This window comes from Nostoc sp. (genome assembly GCF_036919575.1).
Classification (GTDB): domain Bacteria; phylum Cyanobacteriota; class Cyanobacteriia; order Cyanobacteriales; family Nostocaceae; genus Nostoc.
Genome location: NZ_JBALBY010000051.1, coordinates 47,835 through 64,480, shown reverse-complemented (window position 1 = coordinate 64,480; position 16,646 = coordinate 47,835). Strand labels below are relative to the sequence as shown.

The following is a 16,646-nucleotide window of genomic DNA, read 5'->3' as shown; positions in this document are numbered from 1 at the left end:
CCCTTTGAAGATCGGAATATTTAGCTGGTGAAATCTACTGGTGCAGTTAACTAACGTTTTGTTCTTTTACCAGAAGTGGTATATTGGCACTTGACCCGACCGAGTATAAACTATGCATAAGCCCACAGAACAGCGAAGTCGAGGTGTTGTACTCAGTACTAGAGGACACTCAGGGGTAGCAAGGAGAGTGGGCAGATGAACAAAAATACTGGGCAAGGTGGTCTTTTTTCGCTGTTTAAAGGCGTACCCCTAAGTTGCATCCTGGTAGCATTGTTCGTGGTGCAAATTTTCCTAGCTGTGGGATTGACTGCATATTTATCAATCAGCAACGGGCAAAAAGCAGTAAATGAGGTAGCTAGCGAATTGCGCCGTGAAGTTGCCAATGGAGTCGAGCAGAATTTACAAACTTATCTGTCAACCCCGCGTCAGGTACTACGTAGTAATCAAAATATCATTGATATGGGGTTGCTGAAGATAGAGAATCTTGCAACCTGGGAACCATATTTAATCGAGCAGTTAAAGATTTTTCCAGATGCGTTGGCCTTAACGGCAAGCAATGAACAGCAAGAATACTTAGCGGTCCAGAAGCTCAACGATCGCCAATTTTTACTCAGAAAAGCCTCTAAGTCAACTGGGTACGATCTCTACACTTACAGAATTGACTCTCAAGGTCAACGTACCCAACTACCAGAGGTGATCAAAAACTATGATGCGCGATCGCGTCCTGATTATCAAACGGCAGTTACCGCTAAAAAATTCAGCTTTAGTCAGATTTTTACACCCCTGACTGAACCAACACTCTTCATTAGTGCTTCTCTTCCCATTTATAACTCACAAGGTCAGTTACTCGGAGTCAATAGCACTCTAACTCACTTATCAGAGATTGGGGATTTGCTGCAAAATATCAAAGTTGGCAAGTCTGGGCAAATTTTTATTATCGAGCGATCGGGGCTATTAGTAGCAAGTTCTACAACGGAAGAACCATTCCGCTTACAAAATGGTAAACCAATTAGGTTGGCAGCTTCTCAGAGTGGGAATTCCTTGACTCAAGCAACTGCCAAATATTTAGCAACTAAATTTAGTAATCTTGACCAGATTCAAAGTTTACAGCAACTAGATTTCAGCTTTGACGGCAAACGACAATTTTTAGAAATTAGACCGTTACAAGGCGAACCAAATGTCAACTGGTTGATTGTGGTAGCTGTCCCAGAAGCAGACTTTATGGGACAAATTGATCAAACTACAATTTTTCTTTGCCTGGGAGCATTGGGACTAGCTACTATATTGGGGATTGTCAGCGCCCGTTCGATAACTCAGCCAATTTTGGACTTCAGCACGGCGACAAAAGATTTAGCTGATTTTACCAATGGTGAAGATTCGGTGGTGAAAGTACAGGGCATTAAAGAACTAGAGGTGCTGGGTGAATCTTTCAACGAGATGGCGCAGCAGTTACACAAAACCTTTATTGCACTAACTACCAAAAATCAAGAGTTAGAATTGCAAGTTAAGCAGCGAACTCAAGAATTACAGCAACAGATTCAAGACCGCATCAACAGTGAGCAAAGACTAGGACAGCATAATCGAGTACTGGCAGAACTGGCAAATCACAAAGCGGTTTTTGAAGGAAATCTGGAAACAGCATTTAAAATTATCACCGAAAAAGCAGCGAATGCTTTAGAAGTAGAGCGAGTGGGTGTGTGGTTATTTAATAGCGATGCCCTTCCCTACGAGACGCTCCGCGAACGACAGGCTCAGGGTAAGACCTACGGTGGGCTGCGCCAACGCACCAAACTACAATGTATAAGTCTCTATGAACGTAGTAAACAGAGACATTCGACAGATATAGAACGCAACGTTGCAGATTATCCGATCTACTTTAAAGCTCTGGCGGCTGCCCATACGATCACCGTCACCGATACTCGCACCGATCCCCGCGTACAAGAATTATGGAATGAACTGCTAGAACCAAATAATATTGTATCCCTAATTGATACCGAGCTTTGGGTTGATGGCGAAGTGGTGGGAACAGTATTGTATGAGCAGATTGGTATTAAGAGGACATGGGAACTGAGTGAGGAAAACTTCGTTAGCTCAATCGCGGAATTTGTCGCTCTGACTTTAGAAATATGCGATCGCAAACGGGCAGAATCCGCTCTGCGTGAGGCTAAAGAGGTCGCCGATATGGCAAATCGTGCCAAAAGTACCTTTTTAAAAAACATCAGCTATGAATTGAGAACTCCCTTAAACTCAATTCTAGAAATCACAGAGTCACTCCAAAATCAAGTGTACGGTCTTGTGAGTGAAGAACAGCGCCAGTCCTTAAATATCCTCGAATCCAGTGGTAAGAACTTACTAGAATTGATTAACCAGATCCTTGACCTTACCGACATCGAATCCAGCAAAATAGAACTGCAACTAGCTAATACTTCAATTCGGGGATTATGTGACTCCAGCCTAAGTTTTGTCAAACATCTGGCGTTCCAGAAAAATATCCATCTGAGTCTACAAATACCTGAAGAACTCGAACCCATCCAAGTTGATGAACGCCGCATCCGCCAAGTATTTATCAACTTGTTGACTAACGCGATCAAGTTTACTAAAGAAGGAGGCAAAGTCTGGATTGAAGTCCAGCCAAATTTCACAAATCACTATATCTTTTTCAGCGTGGTAGATACGGGTATTGGTATGCTTTCCGATGACCTTTTCAAATTATTTCAACCTTTTATGCAGGTTGAAAATGCCTCCACTCGTCGTTCCACAGGCACCGGTTTAGGATTAGTGATGGTGCAAAAAATTGTCGAATTGCACGGTGGGACTGTCCATGCTGAAAGTCAGTTAGGGAAAGGCAGTCGATTTACAATCAAACTTCCTTGGAAAAAGCTAGGGGAGTAGGGAGTGGGGAGTGGAGAGTTAGAATTAATTATTAATTTCACATCAAAAAAATGGCAGCAGAATGTTATTTCTGTTGCCAGTTTATAAGCGCTCATAATTCAATACGGTTTAGTTAAGCTTCTCTTCCTTTGCGACGGCAGTCGCTCATGGGGGAAACCCCCAAGACCGCGCTGCCTCTTCTTTGCGTCCTTAGCGGTTCGTTAAAAAATTGAATTTGACAAAGAGTGCTAGCCTTAACTGAACCATATTAGCCTATAACTCTAAATTGTTAAGCTAATGTACTTTTAATTTACATAACCAGGGCGGGCAAGATGCCCACCCCACAAGAGTCTTAGTTCCAGCTAATAAGCTGTTGCGTATTTAATTTGTATATTGGACGCGGGCTTTTCGGCCCGCACTACAATATTTTTTGGTTTTCGTGTTATACAATTTAGCTGCACATCAACTTATGCAAGTTAAATGTACAACAGCTTATCTAGTTTCAGGCAAGTTTACTTGCGGCTGCAAACCGCTTATTAATCTCATCCCAATTAACCACATTCCACCAAGCATCTAAATAATCGGGGCGGCGATTCTGGTAATTGAGATAATACGCATGTTCCCATACGTCATTACCCAAGATGGGATATTTGCCTTCACTTAAGGGACTATCTTGATTAGCTGTAGTTGTTACTTCCAACTTGCCACCTTTGTTACGCACTAGCCAAACCCAACCACTACCAAAACGACCCGCACCAGCTTCGTTAAACTGTTTTTTGAAAGCTGCAAAAGAGCCAAAATTTTGATTAATCGCGGCGGCTATACCTCCTGTTGGTTCTCCCCCACCTTTCGGCTTCATAATTGTCCAGAACATTGAGTGGTTGACATGACCACCGCCATTATTGCGTACTACTTTGCGAATATCTTGTGGTACATTGTCAAGTTTTTGCAACAGTTCTTCAACTGTTTTGCCTTTGAGTTCTGGGTGTTTGTTTAAGGCCGCATTCAGGTTTTTAACATAAGCTGCATGGTGTTTATCATGGTGAAACTGCATCGTTTTAGCATCGATGTGTGGTTCCAGTGCTTCGTAGGCGTAAGGTAAAGGCGGTAGTTGGATAGCCCCTGTTGTATTTGCTGTTGTGTCGGCAGTTGCAGTGTTTTCCTTAGGAGATTTCTCTGCCAATGCACAAGCATCTAACGCAAAAGTCCCCGCACCTGCTGTAAGTAAGAACAAGAAATGGCGTCGATTAATAGTCATATAAGTTTTTGCAGCGAATCCATTAACTCTCTATTGCAGTTTTTATTTTCTTAGATTATGGCGACAAAAAATTGGAAATTGGCGATTATTTATAAGAAGAATTCAGAATTCAGGAGTCAGAATTCAGTAGGAATTTTGTACGAGTGGGTGATAGCGTACTCCTGCGTCGAATTACCCCCCTTAATCCCCCCTTATAAAGGGGGGAAACAAGAAATCTACTTCCCTCCCCCTTATAAGGGGGGAGACAAGAAATCTACTTCCCTCCCCCTTATAAGGGGGGAGACAAGAAATCTACTTCCCTCCCCCTTATAAAGGGGGAAACAAGAAATCTACTTCCCTCCCCCTTATAAGGGGGGAAACAAGAAATCTACTTCCCTCCCCTTTATAAAGGGGGGAAACAAGAAATCTACTTCCCTCCCCTTTATAAAGGGGGAAACAAGAAATCTACTTCCCTCCCCTTTATAAGGGAGGAAACAAGAAATCTACTTCCCTCCCCTTTATAAAGGGGGGAAACAAGAAATCTACTTCCCTCCCCTTTATAAAGGGGGGAAACAAGAAATCTACTTCCCTCCCCTTTATAAGGGGAGGGTTAGGGTGGGGTAAAACTTTGGTTAATCATGAGGTAAGATTCTGTCGCCAGTTTTGGGATCAAATATAAACAAATGATTTAAATCGAGTTGTAGAGAAAGGCGATCGCCTGAACGCAAACGCACATCCCCACCCACCTGAATATTCAACACTACCGCCGAACCAGGTAAACCAGCCCGAATCAAAGTTTCCCTTCCCAAAGGTTCCACGACTTTAACTTGAACTGATAACAATCCTGAGTTTTGAGTACTGAGTTCTGAATCAGTGTTAATTTTTATATGTTCTGGACGAATTCCCAAATCAAAACTGTATCCCTGACGCAACTGGAATTTTTCTTTGACAACTGCTGGAATTGCTAATAACTGTCCACTGATATCAAAACCGTTATTTTCATAGATTGCAGGCAAAATATTCATTGGCGGACTGCCTAAAAAACTTGCCACCATCTGATTAGCAGGACTTGCATAAATAGTTTGGGGATCGCCGATTTGTTGAATCCGCCCGCGATTTAGCACGACAATTTTATCAGCCAAAGTCATCGCTTCAACTTGATCGTGGGTGACGTAAATAGTTGTAATGCCTAATTCTTGATGTAGCTGTTTCAATTCTGCCCTGGTATCATCGCGCAATTGGGCATCTAAATTAGATAAAGGTTCATCAAGTAAAAATACTTGTGGTTCACGAGCGATCGCTCTCCCTAATGCTACCCGTTGTTGCTGTCCCCCAGAGAGTTGTTTCGGTTTACGATCCAGCAGGTGATCCAGAGAAAGCGATCGCGCCACATTCATCACCCGTTCTTGAATGATTTTCCGGTCAACCTGACGCATTTGCAAGCCAAAGCCGATGTTTTGCGCCACACTCATGTGAGGATAGAGAGCGTAGTTTTGGAAGACCATCGCCACATCCCGTTGTCTGGCTGGGACATTATTCACCAAGCGATCGCCAATAAAGAGTTTACCTGATGTGGCAGTTTCTAAACCCGCGATCGTTCGCAAAATTGTAGACTTACCACAACCCGATGGCCCGACTAAAACCCAAAACTCGCCATCAGGAATTTCAAAGGTAATATCCTCAATAGCGGTGACGTTATTGAATCTACGCTTAATGTCTTCTAAACGAACGTTTGCCATTATCCAATTTGATATTTTGAGTTTGGGATCTGCGGCACTTTCAACTCAGCACTAGGGGCTTTTGTCCGCCCCCTCTCAATACGGTTCGGTTAAGGCAAGAGACGCGATAAATCGCCGTCTCTACAAAGGACTGATTATTGTAAAGACGGCGATTTATCGCGTCTTTGCGATCTAGGGCGTGTCATTAAAAAACCTTATCCGAACTGTATTGCGCCCCCTCTGAGAAACTGTGAGGCTGCTTTGTAAGTGCAGAAACTTGGTTTTTCTGCACAACTCTAATTAGAAATCTTAGAGCCTCATTGACGGCATCGGCATTGGGAAAAACCTCTGCAACATCAGGTTCTAAACGAATTGTTGTGTTACCAAAACTCTTGCGTTCAGAGCCGAACTTTCTGACCATTAGGCTCTTTAAGTCATACTCTGATCGTAGTTCGTCTTCCATTTAAATTCCTGAATTTGTAGGTACTCTTTCATCACTTTTTCTTTCCAAACAAAGTTCAATTACTTCTTTCATATTAGCCATCAACTCATCAATTGTTTCTCCCTGACTGTAACAGGCTTTTAGCTGAGGGACTTGTCCAATATAGTAGCCATCTTCATCCCGTTCAATGATCACGTAAAATTCTCGGTTGGTGGGATTGATCATAATCTGTTTATACGTAGGCTCAAAATCATTTTTCTGAATCCTTCAACCAAGCTGGGTGAGAGAGTAAAGAAGCAAAGACTCGTACCCCGCGAAGTTGATTAGAGAGGGGTAAGTGACCTCTAGGCGCACTCAAATCCCAGGTAAACTCGTTGGGGTATCGCGTCCAGGTATTACCTGCTTTCCAGCCAATTTTCGGCCAGAAATTCTCCCAATTTTTACCCAAACTTAACCAGATTTCTCGCTGGACTGAAAAGCCAAATTTACCTTCGGAGTGGACTAACCAGAGATTGTTAATGGTTTGTAAGTCAACAGCCGAGGTATTTTCTACCTCAGTAAAATACAACCATTTTCGTTGTACAGCCGTTGTCCCTGATAGTTCACACATTTTTTCGATGGTGACGCGATCGGCTGCTTGGAAGTCTTGAGTCGCCAGTAGTTGTTGCAAAGAATTATAGTTAATGCCGCACTCTGATTTTAGAGGTACAATTCCCTCAGGAAAACAAGAGTGCAGAAATTCTTTGACTTGAGGTGCATCAGAGTTATAAAGGACTTGGTAAGCTTTGCCATCAACCCAAGTCGCTGGGTTCTCACGTCGTTTCAGTAAAAATTCCATCAACACGTCTAATCCCTCATTACCCAATTCAGCTAACTGTGGGATTATCTGTTGTTGGACTTTTTCAGACCCAGCGATTAACGGTCGTCGGAGGGAGTCGATGTCATTTGCAGGGTCTGATAAAATCATTGGGTCTGTCATGCCATTCTCGTGTTAGCGGTCAGTGAAAGAGTGGTAAGCTATCGGGCATTCTCCAAGGCGAATCACTGATAGCGAAAAGTAGTTTACTATTTTTGATCGTACAAAATTGCGATCGCTTCACTGAATCCCACACTTAATCCCCAAATAAGGTACAAGGAGAATAGGGGGAAAATCTGCGCCTCATGCTTTGGTAAACAAAAGACACAGCAACATATACAAGCCTGCTAGATAAGGATTTTTTGACTAGCAGCGTATCGATTAGGAGTGTGTGAACTATGTACGACAAGATTACCCCCCCCGCAGCCGGAGCAAAAATCACCTTCAAAAATGGTGAGCCAATCGTACCGGACAATCCAATTATCCCCTTTATTCGTGGCGACGGCACAGGTATAGACATCTGGCCTGCTACCCAAAAGGTGCTAGATGCTGCTGTAGCCAAAGCATATAAGGGTCAGCGTCAAATTAGCTGGTTCAAGGTTTACGCTGGGGACGAAGCCTGTGATTTATACGGTACTTATCAGTATTTACCTCAAGATACTCTCACGGCAATTGAAGAATATGGTGTAGCTATTAAAGGACCTTTGACTACTCCCATCGGGGGGGGAATTCGTTCTTTAAATGTGGCGCTGCGGCAAATTTTTGACTTGTATGCCTGCGTGCGTCCTTGCCGTTACTATGCAGGTACGCCCTCACCCCACAAAAATCCTGAAAAACTCGATGTAATTGTTTATCGGGAGAATACGGAAGATATTTATTTAGGAATTGAGTGGCGACAAGGTAGCGAAATCGGCGATCGCTTAATTAAAATTATCAATGAAGAACTGATCCCCGCCACCCCAGAACATGGGAAAAAACGAATTCCTCTTGATTCTGGTATTGGCATCAAACCCATCAGCAAAACTGGTTCTCAGCGTCTAGTCAGACGTGCCATCAAACACGCTTTGCTATTGCCCAAACACAAGCAACAGGTGACTTTGGTGCATAAGGGTAATATTATGAAGTACACCGAAGGCGCTTTCCGCGATTGGGGTTATGAATTAGCAATTAGCGAATTTCGCCCAGAAACTGTCACTGAACGGGAATCTTGGATTTTGAGTAATAAGGAAAAAAATCCGAATATTTCCTTGGAAGAAAATGCCCGCCAGATTGATCCTGGGTTTGATTCTCTCACCGAAGAGAAAAAAGCCGAAATTGTCAAGGAAGTTGAAACTATTCTTAACTCGATTTGGGCAACCCACGGCGATGGCAAATGGAAAGATAAAGTTTTGGTGAATGACCGGATTGCTGACAGTATTTTTCAACAAATCCAAACTAGACCGGATGAGTATTCGATTTTGGCGACGATGAACTTAAACGGCGATTACTTATCTGATGCCGCCGCCGCCATTGTTGGCGGTTTAGGAATGGGGCCAGGGGCAAATATTGGCGATGCTAGTGCCATATTTGAGGCTACCCACGGCACCGCACCCAAACACGCGGGTTTAGATCGGATTAATCCTGGTTCACTGATTTTGTCTGGTGTGATGATGCTGGAATTTCTGGGTTGGCAAGAAGCCGCAGACCTAATTAAGAAAGGTTTAAGCGATGCGATCGCAAATAGTCAAGTCACCTACGATTTAGCAAGGTTACTAGAACCACCAGTTGAACCCTTAAAATGTTCTGAATTTGCCGAGGCAATTATTCAGCATTTTGGTTAATTATAGGACTAGCCCTTTCAAGGTGGGTAAAATTTTTGGATAATAATTCCTCTTTTCTCTGTGTTCTCTGCGCCTCTGTGGTTCAATAAATAACTTTTAAACCGCAGAGGCACGGAGAACGCAGAGAGGAAAGCAGAGATTTTATCAGTGACCTTGAAAGGGCTAATTATAGGACTTACGCATTGACAAAAAACGCCAACTGTGTTTGATGCAAAAACCGGATCTGTGGTAGGGGTTTAGCAATGCTAAACCCCTACGGCGCGGATCTATTTAGGGCTTGCTGAATAGATATGGAAAGGAGTTCACGCTAACTCGGTTTTATAACCGCAACTGCTAACATTATTTAGAGAAATTGAGAAGCATTGTCCGATCTAAAAAACTGATTTTTCGTTAAATCAACTTTTTCATCTTCTTCAGCTTCTTCATCTCTCAATGGCGGGTTTCTTTTCTCCTTCTCCAAATTTTTATCCAAATACATTAAAACGTCGTCTGAAACCCTTCTCAGTATTTCGATTTCATAATCAGCAATCACTTTCGGGAATACCTGATTAACCTCTTTCTGCAAATCAGGTAATATTCGCGTTTTATTGTTCAACCTAGTAAGAGGAATATTGCTAGATTTTATTATTCCTTTAGCGTTTACTATCAGCCACCCTGATAGCGAATTTATTGGTAAGACTGCGAATGCTGTTTTATATCCTTCATCCTCTTTTTTTTTCAATCCTTCCACATCCTTCTCACCAAGATGCACACTATCTTTAATTGTTGTCTTTACTTCAACAGAGAAATTAGGATATTGTGAGTGATTCCAAATGTCTATGTCTACCCCCTGAGAAGAATAATTTTCTACTTGAAACCCCAATCGGCAGAAAGTGATCGCCAATAAAATCTGGCAAGTCTTTCCAAATCCATTATCTTTTTTAGATTTGGCATTCAAGTGTAGCCAAATCTTGTTTAGGGCATCGTAGGTATCTACATTCATTTCCTACTCCACTGTGATGGAGGGACCAGCATCTTCAGTCCAACCTTCTAGTCGATAGACTTTTCTCGGCTTGGTTAACTTGCTATTCAAGTGAGTAGCAAAATCATCTTCGGATGTAGCTATGATTAATTGCTTGTTTTTCAGTACGTCATTCAAAACACCAGCTAGCCTTTCTTTATGTGCTGGATCAAGGTTTTGAGATGGATCATCTAAAACCATGAAGCTGATATTGTGAGTTAAATTGTTAGAGGTTGCTAATCCCAAGAAGATACTCAATGCTGCACAGTTAATGTCGCCTTTATTTAAAATCCGCAAGGCAATTTCAGTCTCTCCATTTCCAACTGCCATCACTTCATACTTCTCCGAATCTATTTTAATATCTGGATAATCAGTGCGGACAGCTAATTGACGATAAATGTTGGAGATTAGATTTTTGGTGGATTCTATTTTCTCTTTGGCAGAAGTTCGGAGTACATCTTCAATAGCTTCCCCCATAGTCACTACAGAGTCGCAAAGAGAAGATAATTTCTCGCGTTCGGATTCAAATTGCTTATATTCAGGGCTATCTTGAATCTCAAATAGCTTTTCAACTTCTTGCCGGCGCTGGAGTATATTGGTAATTCGTTTGATATCTTCTAGTTGTTCTTCAATGATATCAATCCGATGATTTCCTTGCTGAATAGCTTGTCGAATCTCTGCTAAATCTTTACTCACCTCACTAATTGCTTGTTCGAGTAAAACCAAAGGATCTGCCTCCTCGGAAATTTCTGTTTCCAAAGCTACTGCAATAGCCTTTTTTGCATCTCGAACATCTTGACGTTTGTCTTCTAAGTCGCGTTGGAACTGCTCAAATTTCTTGAGAACTCCCGACAAGGCTGATAATTCTGTTTCAAGTCTGCTTATTTCTGTTTCAAACGGCTTTATCTCTGATTGCATTTCCTTTTGCAATGCTTCTATTTGCTGCCGAAGTTTACTAGGAGCAATTTTATTAGAACAAACCGGACAGTGCGACTCGGTATCTTGTCCAGAATCCAAAAACTTTAGTGTTTCCCTAATCACCCCTGCCTTGTTGTTGATTGTGTAAAGCCGTTCCCTGACTACTGGTAGGTGTTCGTTCTCAATTTGGTTTTTCTTAGCTAATACAGATGAGAGACTTCCGTGCTTATCTTTAAATTTCTGAATCTCCTCATCTTGTCGCTTTTCAGCATTACGCTTGCCATCGAAACTAACTTTCAAACGAGTTAGTTCATTTTCCTGATTGAGCAAGGCTTTCTGCCTTTCAACGTCCGGCTGCTCATTGCGTAGCTTTTTGATAGCTTGCTTGCCCGATTTTAAAAACTGTTCTAAGTCTTCATTGGTCTGATATTTAGGCAGCATTGGCAACAACAAACTATAGTCATTAGCAAACCTCTGCATTGTTTCAGCAACAGTTTTACAACGGGACTTTGCCCCGTCTAATGTTAGTTCTTTTTCTGCAATGTCATGGCTTATTGCCTCCTCTTTAGCAGTAGCTAAGTCTCCTTGCTTAATTTTTTTTGCGGTTTCTATTTTGTTATTAATTTCGGCATAATCCTGATCAATTTTCTTAAATTGGTCGGTGGCTTTAGCATTTTTAATCCCTTCTGCAAGATTACGCCAATTCGTTAATCCCATGAGTCTATCAAGGGCATTACGCCGTTCTTTGGGTTCTTGGACAAGTAATGCATTTATCACCTCTTGATGAAGATAAATACAACTCATATAGTCACTTAATTCGACACCAAGTAACACCGCCAAACGGTTTTCATCTTCATGAAGAGTTCCATCATTGGTTTGATAATAGAATGATGGTTTTCCCCTTCGCTTACGATCGCAACGATATACTTTGAGCAATTCCCCGTCGTCCCGCTTAAAGATAACTTCGACAGTTGCTTCGCTTGACGTTTTATTTTTGACTAACCAATCCTTGCGCTCATCAATCTTTGTAGCAGACTTATTGGCAACTTTATCTCCAAACAAACACCATTCGATTGCGTTGAGTGTACTGCTCTTAGCTCCACCTTGGACGCCCAACAAAAGAGTGCAGGAGTTATCAAAAAGAAATTCTTTCTCCCCGGCGCGGTCTGGAAAGCCTCGAAATCCTTTGACTTTAAGCGAGATAAGCTTGTAGTTTTCCATGTCCATCCTATAAACCCATTGCTACCGTTAGAGCTTGTAAGCTTCGGTTGTAAGCTTTACGCTGTTGCTCAATTTGACTGCTAATCATTTCAGTCACCGCTTTAGATGACCCATGTTCAAATTCGGTAATCAGTTGCTCCCCCAAGTCTGCCAATGCCTGTTCGTGGTCTGAGTCAATCGCACGATTTTTCAATTGTTCTGCAAGCTTCTTCTGGTCTTTCATATCAACTCCCATCTAGTTTTTTGCAAGTGTTCTGTGCCTGGGGATGGCACGCATCTTACCCGCAGACGCGGTTTTTTGATTCCGATGCCCTGATTATCCCCGTTTGAACCTCTAAATCCCAGTCTCCCCATAATATCGGTCGAAGCGGCAACATCATTCACCGTAATTCTACTGGTAAATGAAAGTCTTTAATTGCCGATTGATACTTTTATTCATAATTTTATTGCTCCTGAAAGTGGTGATTACACCTAGCGCAATCACCACTTTGAATAGTATATTTGTATTTGATAACCCGCAACTTGGGTTATTAATAGATGTTAAGCGACTTGCTTTAGCTGAGATTTCACTAATTCCCCCGGTGCGATCGCTCCATTTTCTGTAATGATGGCTGTAATCAACTCAGCCGGAGTCACATCAAAAGCTGGGTTGTAAAAATCTACACCCGCAGGTGTGAGAATGGTATCACCAACTTGATAGATTTCTGTTGGATCGCGTTCTTCAATAGGAATTTTGCTACCATCGGCTAATTCAAAATCAACGGTGGAAAGGGGCGCAGCCACAAAGAAGGGTATATTATGGGCTTTAGCTGCGATCGCTAAACTATACGTACCAATTTTATTAGCAGTGTCGCCATTAGCAGCAATTCGATCAGCACCCACAACTACAGCATGAATCAAACCCTGTTTCATGCAATGGGCTGCCATATTATCAGTAATTAATGTCACGGGAATACCTTCTTGAACACATTCCCAAGTGGTGAGTTTTGCGCCTTGTAAGCGGGGACGGGTTTCGTCGGCAAATAAACGTTCTAAACGTCCTTCCCTCCAAGCTGAACGCACAACACCCAAAGCAGTGCCATAACCAGCAGTTGCTAGCGCCCCAGCATTACAGTGAGTAAGCAGCGTCAACTTTTCTGGGGTAGTGGGCAAGACTGCCAAACCATTGTCACCGATCGCCTGACAGGTTTGCAAATCTTCAACGTTGATTGCTTGGGCTGTTTGGAACAGGGTTTGCTTAATCTCTTCTACCGTTCCCAGCGTTTCGTAAGCGGCTGTCATCATCCGGCTAATTGCCCAAAATAAATTTACTGCCGTCGGACGAGTAGAACGCAACAACTGGGCTACTTTATCTAAGTGTTGCAAAAATTCGTGGCGATCGCTTGTGGCAATTTCCCTCGCACCCAGATACATTCCATACGCCGCAGCCACACCAATTGCCGGCGCACCTCGGACAATCATCGTTTTAATCGCCCGCGCCATATCTTCACTGCGGTGAATTTCCACAAATGTATATTCGTTAGGTAAGCGCGTTTGATCAATTAGTGACACTGAGTTGTTGTGCCAAATAACGGGATAAACTTGGTTTGTAGAAGGTGTCATAGAAAGAAGCCTGAATAAATTCTTTAAAATACCATAAAGTATGTTATCAAAACGCTAACAAGTCTTTAATTCAGTTTGGGGGTTTAACTAAAGAGCCTAAGAATGGCAACAAGTTTTGTGGCGGGGTCTAAATCCTATAAAACTTAATTACGTTCGCGTAGCGTGCCGGAGGCTCTATTACGAATTAGGAATTACGAATTATTTTAACTCTCTTGATTGCCTCGTCTTAAATAGCGGACTTCTTCTAACAAAATATTAAATCTCTGATCATTTTCTTCTTGTCGTTGCTTTATTAATTCCATATCTCGCTGACTTTGAGCAGCCACTTGTAATAAAGCTTGAACAGTTATCCTCAGACCATCAACACTATCACGCACCTCAGTAACGCTTTCCCGCACCTCAGTAACACTTTCTCGCAGTTCAGTAACGCTTTCCCGCAGTTCAGTAACACTTTCCCGCAGTTCAGTAACGCTTTCCCGCAGATTTTCTCGCAGTTCAGTAACACTTTCCCGCAGTTCAGTAACGCTTGAAGCCAATCCATCCAGCATTTCATCCGTCCATCTCTCAACCGCCATTTGATTTTTCCAAATTTAATCCAGTTTATTTTTATTCTAATTTATCAATTCTGTATTCTGAATTCACCAATTCTAAATTCTGACTCCTGAATTCTGAATTCTGTATTCTGACTCCTATTTTATTGCGATCGCCCACACCTGAGTAACAAGTGTGGGCGATTCATTCTATAAAGAATTAGCTAAACAACAGTGGATAGTTGCCGTTTAAAGAAAGCTTCTAAAACTCTCTCTGCTATTTGATGACTAGTTAAACCTAGTTCTGTTTTAGATTCATTGGGTTCAGCATGATCTACTAACACATCTGGTACACCAAATCGCTTGACAGGAACTAGAATATCTGCATCTAGTAAAGCTTCCGCGATCGCACTACCAAAGCCACCCATTATACAGCCTTCCTCCAAGGTGACGACGCGGCCGATTTTCTTAGCCAAAGGTAAAATCAACTCAGTATCCAAAGGCTTAACGAAACGGGCATTAATTACAGTTGCTTCAATGCCGTGTTCACTGAGAAGTTCAGCAGCTTGCATTCCTGGATAGACCATTGTGCCATAGGCGACGATTAACACATCATCGCCAGTGCGGAGAATTTCGCCTTTGCCAATTTCCAAAGGTTCCCAACCTTCCTCCATCAGGGGGACACCGTAGCCATTGCCACGAGGATAACGCATCGCGATCGGTCCAGTATGGTTAACACCAGTTACGATCATGCTTTGCATTTCTGCTTCGTCCTTGGGTGCCATCATTACCATGTTGGGAATGCAACGCAGATAGGCAATGTCATACATACCTTGGTGGGTGGGGCCATCAGCACCGACAATTCCTGCCCGATCCAAGCAGAAGAATACTGGCAGATTTTGGATGCAGACATCATGAATTATTTGGTCATAGGCGCGTTGCAGGAAGGTAGAATAAATAACGGCGATCGGGCGCATACCCTGAGTTGCAAGTCCCGCAGCTAGCGTAATCGCGTGTTGTTCAGCAATGCCGACATCAATATATTGATTGGGCAGTTTTGCTTGAAGTTTATCTAAGCCTGTCCCCGTTGCCATCGCCGCAGTGATCCCGATGATTTTCGGGTTTTGTTCGGCAAGTTTCACCAGAGTGTGAGAAAAGACTTTGGCATAAGCCGGGGGTTTGGGTTTAGTGGAAGGAATGGCTTTGCCAGTTGCGACGTTGAAGGGGCTTTGGGCGTGGTAGCCAACTTGATCTAGTTCGGCAATTTCATAGCCTTTGCCCTTGACTGTTGCTACGTGTACCAAAACTGGGCCTGGGATCTGATGTGCCTGTTGGAAAGTGGCAATCAATTCTTCGAGATTATGCCCATCCACTGGCCCAATGTAGGTAAAGCCGAGTTCTTCAAAAACTGCACCTACCTTAGGAACAGCCAAGCGCTTCATACCTTCTTTGATGCGTCCGAGTTCCGGTGACAGGGATTCGCCAACGAAGGGAATTTGCTTAAACTGTTCCTCAAGATTATCCTTGATAAATTGCACCGGTTGACTGAGGCGCATTTTGTTGAGATAGCGGGGAATCGCGCCGACGTTGCGAGATATAGACATATCGTTGTCGTTGAGAACAACCAACAGGTTAGTTTTCGGCAAGTGTCCAGCATGGTTGATGGCTTCTAAAGCCATACCCCCAGTTAGCGCCCCATCGCCGATAACAGCAACAGCTTTAAATTTTTCCCCTTTTGCGTCTCGCGCTAAAGCCATGCCCAATGCGGCGGAAATACTTGTAGAAGCATGTCCAGCCCCAAAGTGGTCGAACTTATTTTCACCGCGTTTGAGATAACCAGCAACTCCGTCCTTTTGTCTGAGGGTGTGGAAGCGATCGTAACGTCCTGTCAGCAGTTTGTGGGGATAAGCCTGGTGTCCTACATCCCAAATCACTTTATCCCGATCTAAGTCCAGCGTCTGGTAAAGTCCTAGTGTTAATTCAACAACACCCAACCCTGGCCCCAAGTGTCCACCGTTAACTGCTACCGTTTGGAGATGCTTATCTCGAATCTGACGGGCAATCTGTTGCAGTTGGCGAACAGATAAACCGTGCAACTGATTAGGATGGGTGATTTCGCTCAGATGCATATTATAGGGTTTTCCTCTCTAATTTCGAGTTTCGGTATTTTGATTTTCCCACGGCCGGGTTGTCCACAGAATCAAACTCTTACATTGTTACTAAGTTGTAGTGGAAAGTATAACTTCGTAATTAATAATGGTGAAAAATTTGTTCCCTATTAACAATTCGTCAAAATGAGCTTGCAATCAGCTAAACTTATAACACATTTTTGTCAATAAGTAATGCTACTTAAAAATAGTCATTTAATCCGTATATAAAAATAAGCTTTTTAGGAGCAATTTGGGGAAATTCCATAAGTAGATTAATCAGT

General features: G+C 42.7%; 13 protein-coding genes. 2 read left to right on the top strand and 11 right to left on the bottom strand.

What is annotated here, in order from left to right; all coding sequences use genetic code 11:
* The first annotated feature begins 195 nt into the window (after positions 1-195).
* Positions 196-2,892 (top strand): sensor histidine kinase, encoded by a 2,697-nt coding sequence (locus V7K27_RS14710; RefSeq protein WP_334948345.1) that lies wholly within the window; start codon positions 196-198, stop codon positions 2,890-2,892.
* Positions 2,893-3,373: 481 nt separating this feature from the next.
* On the opposite strand, the gene V7K27_RS14705 is transcribed toward V7K27_RS14710, so the two are convergent.
* The 5 genes from V7K27_RS14705 to V7K27_RS14685 all read right to left on the bottom strand — a co-directional run bounded on the left by V7K27_RS14705 (position 3,374) and on the right by V7K27_RS14685 (position 7,247).
* A complete protein-coding gene (locus V7K27_RS14705; RefSeq protein ID WP_334948343.1) occupies positions 3,374-4,129 on the bottom strand; it encodes a superoxide dismutase in 756 nt (251 codons plus the stop codon).
* Between the two features lie 611 nt (positions 4,130-4,740).
* The gene (locus tag V7K27_RS14700; RefSeq protein ID WP_334948340.1) at positions 4,741-5,847 is read right to left on the bottom strand and encodes an ABC transporter ATP-binding protein; all 1,107 of its coding nucleotides are present in this window, start codon (positions 5,845-5,847) and stop codon (positions 4,741-4,743) included.
* Positions 5,848-6,031: 184 nt separating this feature from the next.
* Positions 6,032-6,289, bottom strand: coding sequence for a hypothetical protein (locus V7K27_RS14695; RefSeq protein WP_334948338.1), 258 nt, complete (start codon positions 6,287-6,289; stop codon positions 6,032-6,034).
* A complete protein-coding gene (locus V7K27_RS14690) occupies positions 6,290-6,493 on the bottom strand; it encodes a type II toxin-antitoxin system HicB family antitoxin (RefSeq protein ID WP_334948336.1) in 204 nt (67 codons plus the stop codon). It lies immediately after the preceding gene.
* A gap of 25 nt (positions 6,494-6,518) precedes the next feature.
* On the bottom strand, positions 6,519-7,247 hold the full coding sequence (locus V7K27_RS14685) for a GUN4 domain-containing protein (protein ID WP_334948334.1): 729 nt from the start codon (positions 7,245-7,247) through the stop codon (positions 6,519-6,521).
* A 275-nt stretch (positions 7,248-7,522) separates the two neighbouring features.
* On the opposite strand from V7K27_RS14685, the gene V7K27_RS14680 reads away from it, so the two are divergent.
* Positions 7,523-8,944 carry an NADP-dependent isocitrate dehydrogenase gene (locus tag V7K27_RS14680; RefSeq protein WP_334948332.1) on the top strand — a complete coding sequence of 474 codons (1,422 nt, stop codon included), beginning with the start codon at positions 7,523-7,525 and terminating at the stop codon, positions 8,942-8,944.
* Positions 8,945-9,287: 343 nt separating this feature from the next.
* Here V7K27_RS14680 and V7K27_RS14675 read toward each other — a convergent pair whose 3' ends face one another.
* The 6 genes from V7K27_RS14675 to dxs form a co-directional block, all read right to left on the bottom strand.
* Positions 9,288-9,926: a hypothetical protein gene (locus V7K27_RS14675; protein WP_334948330.1), complete on the bottom strand. Its 639-nt coding sequence runs from the start codon at positions 9,924-9,926 to the stop codon at positions 9,288-9,290.
* 3 nt (positions 9,927-9,929) lie between these two features.
* Positions 9,930-12,083, bottom strand: a complete 2,154-nt coding sequence (locus V7K27_RS14670) for an ATP-binding protein (protein WP_334948328.1) — start codon at positions 12,081-12,083, stop codon at positions 9,930-9,932.
* A gap of 7 nt (positions 12,084-12,090) precedes the next feature.
* Positions 12,091-12,306, bottom strand: a complete 216-nt coding sequence (locus V7K27_RS14665) for a hypothetical protein (RefSeq protein WP_334948326.1) — start codon at positions 12,304-12,306, stop codon at positions 12,091-12,093.
* 317 nt (positions 12,307-12,623) lie between these two features.
* Positions 12,624-13,685 carry an S-methyl-5-thioribose-1-phosphate isomerase gene (gene mtnA, locus V7K27_RS14660; RefSeq protein ID WP_334948324.1) on the bottom strand — a complete coding sequence of 354 codons (1,062 nt, stop codon included), beginning with the start codon at positions 13,683-13,685 and terminating at the stop codon, positions 12,624-12,626.
* 203 nt (positions 13,686-13,888) lie between these two features.
* Positions 13,889-14,260, bottom strand: coding sequence for a hypothetical protein (locus tag V7K27_RS14655; protein ID WP_334948322.1), 372 nt, complete (start codon positions 14,258-14,260; stop codon positions 13,889-13,891).
* A gap of 179 nt (positions 14,261-14,439) precedes the next feature.
* Positions 14,440-16,344, bottom strand: coding sequence for a 1-deoxy-D-xylulose-5-phosphate synthase (gene dxs, locus V7K27_RS14650; RefSeq protein ID WP_334948320.1), 1,905 nt, complete (start codon positions 16,342-16,344; stop codon positions 14,440-14,442).
* Positions 16,345-16,646: the final 302 nt, after the last annotated feature.